Here is an 8,951-nt window from a genome sequence, read left to right as displayed (position 1 = left end):
ACGACTCGACCTGCTCCATCGTCAACGCGTCAGCACACAGTCGTATCAACGACCACCTGATACACCCCGTCACGCCAGATGCGGTTGCAGTACTAACCCCGGAGGACTTGGCTGTGGGGTGCGACGGCCGCCGTATGTACCTCGCCGTCCCCGAGCGCGGGCACCGCGTGGAGGCCGTCGGGATGCACGCGCTGAACCTGCGCACCCACACCCCGCCTCTGGTGCGGTTCCTCACCGAGCTGTCCCGCGCGCAGTGCGCGCAGGTCACCGTCTTCGACTGGGGCGCCGCAGTGGCGATGCCGTTCCTTCCACGTCTGCGGTACGGCCGGACAGTGCTGGCCCCGGCACGCTGGCAGCTGGAAGCGTCCGAACTGCCCGGCCCTGCCCGCCCTCGGGCCGAGTGGGACGCCGCGCTCAGCGACTGGCGTGCCAGGCGGAGGCTGCCGCGCCGCGTCCATCTCATAGAGGACGACCGGCGCCTCTTCCTCGACCTCAACGAGGCCGGCCACCGTGCGCTCCTGCGCAGACACCTCGACCGGACGCACCTGGCCGTACTCGTCGAGGCCCCGGAACCAGATGCGTATGGCTGGTGCGGCGGGCGAGCCCACGAGGTCGTGGTGCCCCTCAAAGCAACCAGGCCGTCGACATGGCCGCCGCTGCCCGCCCCCAGCCTGGCCCGTGCCCTGTCTACGGACCAGATGCAGACGCCTGCCTCTTCCTCGGTTCTTCTCGCCGCCCTCTACGGTGACCCCCGCCGCCAAGACGTCTTGCTCTCCCGGCACCTGCCCGGCCTCCTCGAACAGCTCGGCAACCCGCCGTGGTGGTTCATTCGCTTCCGCGACCCGAACCAACACCTACGCGTACGCATCGCCCTCCCCGACCCGGCAGCCTTCGCCGACACGGCCCGAACGGTGAGCGCCTGGGCCGACGAGCTACGAAGCATCGGCCTGCTGGCCGACCTGCGCTATCCCACCTCCTACCGGGAGATGGGCCGCTGGGGCACCGGCTCGGCATGGGAGGCAGCCGAGAATGTGTTCCGGGCGGACTCGTGCGCCATCCTGGCCCAGCTCACGCAGCCACAGCGTCCCGGACCGCGCACCCTGGTAGCGGCCCACACGGTCGCCATCACCTCCGCGTTCCTCGGCACCATCGAGGCCGGAATGAAGTGGCTGATCGACCACGTCCCGCCGACGGCCCCCGTGCCCGTTCCACGCCCGCAATTCACCGAGACCGTACGGCTCGCCGACCCGAGCGACGACTGGTCAGCCCTGCGTAGCGTCCCGGGCGGGGACGCCATCGTGTCGGGATGGGCTGACCGGGAAGCGGCACTCGCCGCGTACCGGCAGCACCTGCCCGGCCCGGACACCCAGGGCATCGCCGTCGACGACGTCCTGACCTCCCTGCTGCACGTTCACTTCGTGCGCCACGTCGCTGTGAACTTCCCGGAGGAAGAGGTGTGCCTTTACCTGGCGCGTGCCGCTGCCCTGGCCTGGACCGCCACCAGGAGGACGCCGTCGTGACCCCCCACCCCGCGCTCGGACTGGTTGACGCCATCGCCACCCAGCTCGCCGACCCCGACACCGTGCCCCTCGGCTCCAGGACGCTGTCCTCGGACCGGCAGCACCTCGCCTACGGCCCGCCCGGAATCGCGCTCCTGCACATCGAGCTGGCCGCGAACGGCCTCGGCCCGTGGCACCGCGCCCACGACTGGCTCACCGCCGCCTCCCGACAGCCGCTCACCAGCGGCCCGGCCAGCCACCCATTCTACGGAGTGCCCGCCTTCGCACATGCCCTGACCTGTGCCGCCGACCACCTTCCCGGCTCCTACCAGCGCGCCCTCGACGCGATGGACGGACAGATCGCAGTCGACGTCGGACGCCGTCTCGACGCCGCACACCGCCGCATCGACGCCGGACGCCTACCACAGCTCGCCGAGTTCGACGCCGTCCGGGGCCTCACCGGATACGGCGCCTACCTACTGCGCCGAAACCCCGGCAGCTCCACGATGCGCGCCGTTCTCGGCTACTGCGTGCGCCTCACCGAACCGATCACCCACCACGGCGAGACTGTGCCGGGCTGGTGGGCGGAGACCGGGCCATCCGGCAGCCCCGACGCCCGATTCCCTGGCGGACACGCCAACACGGGTATGGCGCACGGCATTGGTGGCGTGCTCGCGCTCTTGGCCCTCGCAGCTCGGAGCGGCTCCATCACCGACGGGCACCACGCAGCGCTGCGCACCATCCTGGCCTGGCTGGACTGCTGGAAGGAGAAGGCCGACGGCGGACCGGTCTGGCCGTACTGGGTCACTCAGGACGAGCTGCGCAGGGGGCGTCCCGGCTCGTCAGCACCCAGGCGGCCCTCCTGGTGCTACGGCACCGCCGGCCTCGCCCGCGCCCAGCAACTTGCCGCGCTCGCCCTCGGCGACACCGGCCGTCAGATTGACGCGGAGAACGCGCTCGTGGCCGCCCTCACCGATCCCGAGCAGCTGAAGGCCACGACGGACAACGGCCTCTGCCACGGGTTCGCCGGCCTCGCCCACACTGCCGCGCGTACGGCCGACGACGCCCACCCCTCGACCGCGGGAAGACTCCGCGCCGCGATCCCGGCCCTCCTGGCTGAGATCACCCCGCCGGGCACCGACCCCGAACTCATGGCGACAGCGCTCATCCAGGACGAGAAAGCCGGCCCCGGCCTACTCGACGGCGCCGCCGGCATAGCCCTGGCCCTCCTCGCGCCCAGCACCGCCGCACCACCCCAGTCCGCCTGGGACGCATGCCTCCTCATCGCTTGAACCACCGACCGAAGGACCTCTATGCCTTGCGACCGCTGGCAGCAGCACAACATCACCTTTTTCGACCGCGAGAGCGCCCGGCGCACCATCGCCGAACGCCTCGGCCTCGCCCTGATCGAGGCCGAGTCCGACGGGCAACTCACCAGCTGGTGGTTCATGAACAAGCAGCCCTGGCCGCTGCGTTACCTCGCCGACAAGCCCTCACCAGCCATCGAGTCGCTCCTGAGCGATCTCATCGGCGACGGCGTGGCCGTGTCGTGCCTGCCCGGCATCTACGAGCCCGAGACCGACACGTTCGGCGGACCCGAGGCCATGGACGCGGCCCACGAACTGTTCCACAGCGACTCCCGCCACCTGCTTACCTACCAGCCGAGCTCTGTGCACCTGGGACGCCGGGAGACCGCCGTCCTGCTGGCAAGCGTCATGATGCGCGGTGCTGGACTCGACTGGTTCGAACAGGGCGACGTATGGGCGAAGGTAGCGGCCCTTCGACCGGTCACCGCTCCACAACCACCCGAACGAGCCGCCGAACTGGCCCCGGCTATGCGAAAGCTCATGACCGCTGACGCCCACAGCCTCTGCCGCCTGGGCGGCCCACTCCACGCGCACGAAGAATGGGTGACCGCCTTCGAACGGGCCGGAGCCACCCTCGCCGACCTCGCAAGCCGCGGCGCCCTCACCCGCGGCCTGCGAGCTGTCATCGCCCACCACGTGATCTTCCACGCCAACCGCGCCGGTCTCCTCCGCGACGACCAGAGCGCCCTGTCCCACATCGCACGAGAGGCAGTCATGGGAACGAGTGACCACACCGCATCGCCCACCGAGGCAACGGCCGACGCCGATAGCGTCAGCGCGGTGAACACCGACACGATCACCACCCCCACGGCGGACGCCGAGCGCCTCCGCAACGCCCTGGTCGACCAGCTCCGCGCGGCCGGACACGCCCGCACACCCGCCGTCGAGACCGCGTTGCGGACCGTGCCCCGCCACGTGTTCGTCCCCGAGGCGTCACTCGAAGACGCCTACGCCAACGCACCGGTGCACATCAAGTACGACACCGACGGCACGTCCATCTCCTGCGCCTCCCAACCGGGCGTCGTCGCCCTCATGCTGGACCAGCTCGGCGCCCAGCCCGGCGAGCGCATCCTCGAACTCGGTGCTGGCACCGGTTACAACGCTGGTCTGCTCGCCCATCTGGTCGGCGAGAACGGACACGTGACCACCCTCGACGTCGACGACGACCTCGTGGAGGGTGCCCGCACACACCTCGCCGCCGCCGAAATCACCAACGTCGAGGCCGTGACCCGCGACGGGGCCCTCGGCTACGCCGAAGGAGCGCCGTACGACCGGATCATCGCCACCGTCGGCGCGCACGGCGTACCACACGCCTGGCTGCAGCAGCTCGCGCCCGGTGGCCGGCTCCTCGTCCCCCAGCGCCTCAAGGGCACCGTCTCCCGCTCCATCGCCTACGAGCAGCGCGACGGCCGGTGGGTGTCCCTCGGCAGCGAGATGAACACCTTCATGCCGCTTCGGCGGGGCATCGCCGACGACGACCGCCGAGTGATCCCTCTCAGCACGGACGGCACCGTACGACTCCAGGCCCCCGCCGGGATCAACATCGACGCCGATGCCCTCGCAGGCGTACTCGACCAGCCGCACACCGAGGAATGGACCGGCATGACGGTCCGCGCCATGGAGTCGCCCGAGTGGATGGAACTGTTCGTCACCTGCTCCCTCCCCTCTGGTCTCATCCGGATGCTGTTCCCCCAGAGCGCCAAGGGCACCCTGCTCACCGAGGACCCCTACCCCTCGTCGACCGCGGTCGTCGACAAGGGTGCCGTCACCTACCTCGCCCGGCGCCTGTCGAAGAAGAAGACCCCCGAGGGCGACAAACTCTGGGAGTTCGGCGTCATCGGCCACGGCACCGGCAGCGACGAACTGACCGCGAAGGTCGCCGACGCCATCCGTACCTGGGACACGCAGTACCGAGGCCGTGAGGCCACTTTCGAGATCCAGCCCCTCGACACCCCCGAGATCGAGCAGCGCCCCGGTCTCTTCGCCCTCGACACGCCGCTGAACCGCATCGTCGTCGACTGGCGATGACGCCCTACGCGTAGCAGACGGCGCCCGCCGGCACACGGCTGGCGGGCACCGTCGCCTCAGCAGTCCTCACTCTCGACCCCGGGGGATCCATGGACCCACACGGCCCCACAGTCCAGCGCTTCCCACTCGTCGCCCGATTCCGCCCCGCCTGCCTGCCCCTGCCTGAACGCGTAAGGGCGCTCGTCGATCTGGCCGACACTGCGGTGGAAGAGACCGACCAGGGGCGTGCATCGGCCGTCTACAACCAGGCCGCGCTCATCGCCTCCGACCTCGCCCTCCCCGACCTCGCACGCGAGATGTGCCACCAACACGCCGCCGCCTACCTCCACGCCTGCCCCCTGCCCGGCATGAGCGCGATCCGAGGACTGGAACCGGTCGTCAATCTCGCTCGCCTCCAGATCCGCGCTGGCCACGCCGATGACGGCCGTCAGCGACTCCTTAACCTGCACAAGGCCGTCGAGGCGGGCACAGCCGCCCGGTTCGAGGGCGTCAACGTACCCGCGGACCTCACTGCGACCGGTGAAGACCGCCGGGAGGTTCGCGCATGGCTGTGGCGCGTCCTCCTCGCCGACGGCACGCGCACCCTCGCCGCCGAGGGGCGATGGGCCGAGGCGCTGGCGCACATCGAAGCCCACCAGGGCATCGGAAAGCGGATGCTCGACGGTCGACAGGTCGCCGTACTCGCCGCCCTGGTTCCGGGTGACACCGCGTGGGCAACCGTCCTCCTTGCCGACACGATGCCCGGCGATCCGTGGGAGCAAGCTGTCACGGCATGCCTGACCGTTCTATGCCGCCGCGACGCCGGGCAGCCGATCGACGGCCACCTGGCGGACCTGGTGACTGCCTACCTCGGACGGAAGACCGAACCCGGGATGACCGTCTTCAACACCCGGCTCGGACTCACAGTCCTCGACGCGATCGGTTCCGCTGGGGCGCTCGCCGCGCGCAGCATCGTCGAGGACCTCCACCGCAGGACGACGGACGCCCAGGACGGCTACGCTGCCCGCGAGAATTTGGCTCACCCTCTGTTCACCGAGATTGCCACGGACCGGCAAGTGCAGGACTGTCGCGCGCTGGTGCGCGCCTGCGCCCTCGGTGCTGGGATCCTCCCGGACGAGCTGCGAGGAGAACTGACGGCGGCTCTGCGCGCCAGCGACAGCGTGATCCGGGAAAGCGTCGTGCGTTCCTCCGATCCCGGAGGAACGCAACCCCTGCGGTTCTGACGGTGCCTATCGGCGCTGTCGGTGCTGCTGTTTGGTAGGCGATGGAGCCGCCGAGGGGGGCCAACTGTTTCCGGTCTGCTGAGTGGGGATCGAGCCTGCCATGGTCGTCTGCAGGCGGGCTGCTTCGGCTCGGCGGTTGGGTGCTGGGTTCCGGCCGGTGTGCTGGATGCGGGTTATGAGCACGCGGGCGGGTTGGCGGGCGGTGGTCAGCTCGCGTTGGGCGGCGGCTTCCTTGAGGAGTTGGTGGGGTTGGTGGCCTCGGGCTTCGGCGTCGGCGAGGACGGTGGCGAGCGCGGGCCAGGCCAGGTCGGTGAGGATCCGCTCGGCGTGGTCGGGGACGGCTGCTCGTACGTCGCTGGCGAGAACGCGGCGGGCTTGATCCCTGGGTGGCCGGGCTGTGAGTTCGGCGAGTGTCGGGGTGAGGGCGCGGTCGGCGGCTGTCTGGAGGTGCTGGACGGCCTGGCGGGCGGCGTCGGCCTGGTGGGCGTGGTTCTTCGCTTCGTGCCAGCGTCCGGCGACGATGGCGGCCCAGACGAGGGCTGCGACCAGGGCGGCCAGGGTACTGCCGTCGGGGCCGGTGGCGGTGTGGACGATGTCGCGTGCCGCGCTGCGCAGGGCGTGGGCGGCACGGTCTTCCGCCCGGATCTGGGAGCGCTGGGCCCGGGCGAACGTCTTGGAGGCGGTCTGGAGTTCGGCGCGCAGATGGGCGGGTGCCTTCTGGGCGGTGGCTTCGAGCAGTTCGCCGAGGGCGGTGATGTGGGCCTGGGCGTGTGTGTCGTGGGCCAGGTCGGTGTGGAGGGTGTCGAGGGCGTCAGTGGCTTGGTGCCAGGGAGTGCTGGGGTGGTTGCGGCGGGCGGTGGGGTGTTCTTCGGGTCGGCTGGATTCGAGGCGGGCCTTGATTTTGGGCAGGGACAGGTCGGGGGAGATCTTGCTGCCGGGGTGGTAGATCTGCTCGCCGGCCTCGTTGACGTCGCCGGGACGGCCAGCTGCGTATCCCAGGAGGTCCCCAGACGGGCCGCGCCGGACCTGGACCTCGATGCCACTGGCTTCGAGGTAGGCGATGAACTCCTCGGCGCCTGTCACGTGCGGGATGGCGGCACGGATGCGGTCCTGGAGCCAGGCGGGGCTGGTTTGTTCCCAGCCGAGGCGTTCGGCCTTGTGCATCTCGGCCTGGGTGGGGCGGCGGGCGCCGGTGCGGTCACCCTTCTTCAGGCGGCGCAGCCCGTAGTCCTTCTCTATCTCGCGGCAGGCGTCGCCGACGCGGATGCCGCTGTCGTGGAGTTTAGGGCGGCGTCCGTCTTCGCGGACGGTGGTAGCGAGGATGTGGATGTGGTCGTCGGCGTGGCGGACGGCGATCCAGCGGCAGGCCAGGTCGTCACCGGCCGGGGAGATGCCGGCGGCCTGGACGATGCGCTGGGCGATCTCGGCCCACTCGGCGTCGGAGAGGTAGCGGTCCTCGGGGGCGGCTCGGACGGGGCAGTGCCAGACGTGGTCGTTGACCGGCTTCCCGAACTCACTGTTGCGCAGCCGCACGGGCTCGTCGAGGTAGCGGCCGAGTTCGGTGAGGGTGGCGTTCTCGTCACGGCCGGGGTCAGGCATGCCGAGCATCGCGAAGCCGGCCACGATGTGCGGGTCGAAGTGCTCGTCATGGGTTCCGCGGCCGTAGAGGTAGGCGAGCAGGCCCCGGGTGTTGGACCCGGCCGGTTTGATGGCGGCGATCACGCGGCTGCCTCCGTCTCCGGGTCGACGGGCTGGCGCAGGGCTTCGGCGATCAGCTCCAGCAGGTGGTGGAGTTCGGTAAGGCGTTGGCGTATGTCGGGTGGGGTGTGGTCGCTGTTGAGGGCGCGGGCGATCTGGTTGATGTTGACGCCGATCCGGTTGAGCTGGCGCAGGACCTGAGCGCGGAAGATGTGGGTGCGGCGTCGGTCTTCGGACAGGGGCAGGTTGGCGGTGAACCGGCCGGTGATGAAGGCGAGGACGATGTCGGCGGCGAAGCCGGAGTCGCCCTTGTAGCCGTGCTCGGCAGCGGCCTCCTGGAGCTGGGCTCGCTGGTCGCCGGTGAAGCGCAGCGGGCCGACACGGTCGTTGCGCTTGGTGCCGGTGAAGCGGCGGATCGTGGGCTGCACGCTCTGCACGGCAGGCTCGCCGGCGGCGATGGCTGCGCTGTCTGCGAGGCGCAGGACGGCTCGCTGGACGGAGTGAAGCGTGTCCAGGTCGGAGCCGCCCTCGGCTCCGACCCCCTGGTCCGGCGCCCCCTGGCGCTGGACCGTCGCCGCCACCCCCGGGGCGGAGATCCCCGAAGTCCGGCCCTGAGTCGGACTCGGGGTACTACTGGCTCCGCCAGGGGCAGCCCGTCCGAACGCGCGGCGCAAACGCCCCATCAGCGTAGGGGACTTCGTCAGTGGCAGCGGGTCGTCGAGAGTGTGGTCGGAGCGGTGCGGGTCGTGCGTCACGGGCGGTTCTCCGGAAGAGGCGGGGGCAGGCGGGTCGGCAGGCAAGGGCTGGCGGAGTGCTGGTGGCCAGCACGCCATCCACAGGTGTGGATAAGCGGGCGGTGAGCGGTGTGGTGGTCGGCTGGGCGGGGTGACCGGAAGGGGTTCCGGTCACCCCGTTGGGTTTCCGGTCAGCCGCTGTTCGGACCGGTCTTGGCGGCGGCTTCGATTTCGGGCCGGAGCGTCTCCATCACCTCGGTCTGCCGCTGACTGCCGATCGTCAAGTCCCTGTCTTTGACCGCCTTCCGGACTCTGTTGCTGAATTGCCTGCAGGGGTGCGGGGTGGCCCGGCATGATCGTTGGTGCGGTCGTTCTGTCTGCCCCGGCCGTAGGGGGTTGGTG

General features: G+C 70.5%; 6 protein-coding genes. 4 read left to right on the top strand and 2 right to left on the bottom strand.

The genetic code is table 11. From position 1 onward, the window contains the following. Positions 1-17: 17 nt before the first annotated feature. The 4 genes from ACFV9M_RS41320 (at position 18) to ACFV9M_RS41305 (ending at position 6,117) form a co-directional block, all read left to right on the top strand. Positions 18-1,520 carry a thiopeptide-type bacteriocin biosynthesis protein gene (locus ACFV9M_RS41320; protein ID WP_385079389.1) on the top strand — a complete coding sequence of 501 codons (1,503 nt, stop codon included), beginning with the start codon at positions 18-20 and terminating at the stop codon, positions 1,518-1,520. After that, the gene (locus ACFV9M_RS41315) at positions 1,517-2,791 is read left to right on the top strand and encodes a lanthionine synthetase C family protein (RefSeq protein ID WP_385079386.1); all 1,275 of its coding nucleotides are present in this window, start codon (positions 1,517-1,519) and stop codon (positions 2,789-2,791) included. Before ACFV9M_RS41320 ends, ACFV9M_RS41315 begins: the two co-directional genes overlap by 4 nt. Before the next feature lie 21 nt (positions 2,792-2,812). Continuing rightward, positions 2,813-4,894: a methyltransferase, FxLD system gene (fxlM, locus tag ACFV9M_RS41310; protein WP_385079384.1), complete on the top strand. Its 2,082-nt coding sequence runs from the start codon at positions 2,813-2,815 to the stop codon at positions 4,892-4,894. Positions 4,895-4,983: 89 nt separating this feature from the next. After that, on the top strand, positions 4,984-6,117 hold the full coding sequence (locus tag ACFV9M_RS41305) for a hypothetical protein (RefSeq protein WP_385079382.1): 1,134 nt from the start codon (positions 4,984-4,986) through the stop codon (positions 6,115-6,117). A 6-nt stretch (positions 6,118-6,123) separates the two neighbouring features. Here the strand turns inward: ACFV9M_RS41305 and ACFV9M_RS41300 are convergent, their stop codons facing one another. Together ACFV9M_RS41300 and ACFV9M_RS41295 are read right to left on the bottom strand one after the other, a co-directional pair. Then, complete coding sequence (locus tag ACFV9M_RS41300) at positions 6,124-7,839, bottom strand: relaxase/mobilization nuclease domain-containing protein (protein WP_385079380.1); 1,716 nt, start codon at positions 7,837-7,839, stop codon at positions 6,124-6,126. Further along, positions 7,836-8,396, bottom strand: coding sequence for a MobC family plasmid mobilization relaxosome protein (locus ACFV9M_RS41295; protein WP_385079378.1), 561 nt, complete (start codon positions 8,394-8,396; stop codon positions 7,836-7,838). The genes ACFV9M_RS41300 and ACFV9M_RS41295 overlap by 4 nt, the downstream gene beginning before the upstream one ends. Between the last annotated feature and the right edge of the window lie 555 nt (positions 8,397-8,951).

Origin of the sequence: Streptomyces sp. NPDC059895, from assembly GCF_042731035.1 — a bacterium.
Classification (GTDB): Bacteria; Actinomycetota; Actinomycetes; order Streptomycetales; family Streptomycetaceae; genus Streptomyces.
Note: the sequence above shows the minus strand (reverse complement) of the source record. Positions and strands in the feature narration are given on the sequence as shown.

Excerpts from the sequence above, each read along its gene's own strand:
- fxlM (WP_385079384.1), top strand. The coding sequence starts at position 2,813 with ATGCCTTGCGACCGCTGGCAGCAGCACAACATCACCTTTTTCGACCGC.
- ACFV9M_RS41305 (WP_385079382.1), top strand. The coding sequence starts at position 4,984 with ATGGACCCACACGGCCCCACAGTCCAGCGCTTCCCACTCGTCGCCCGA.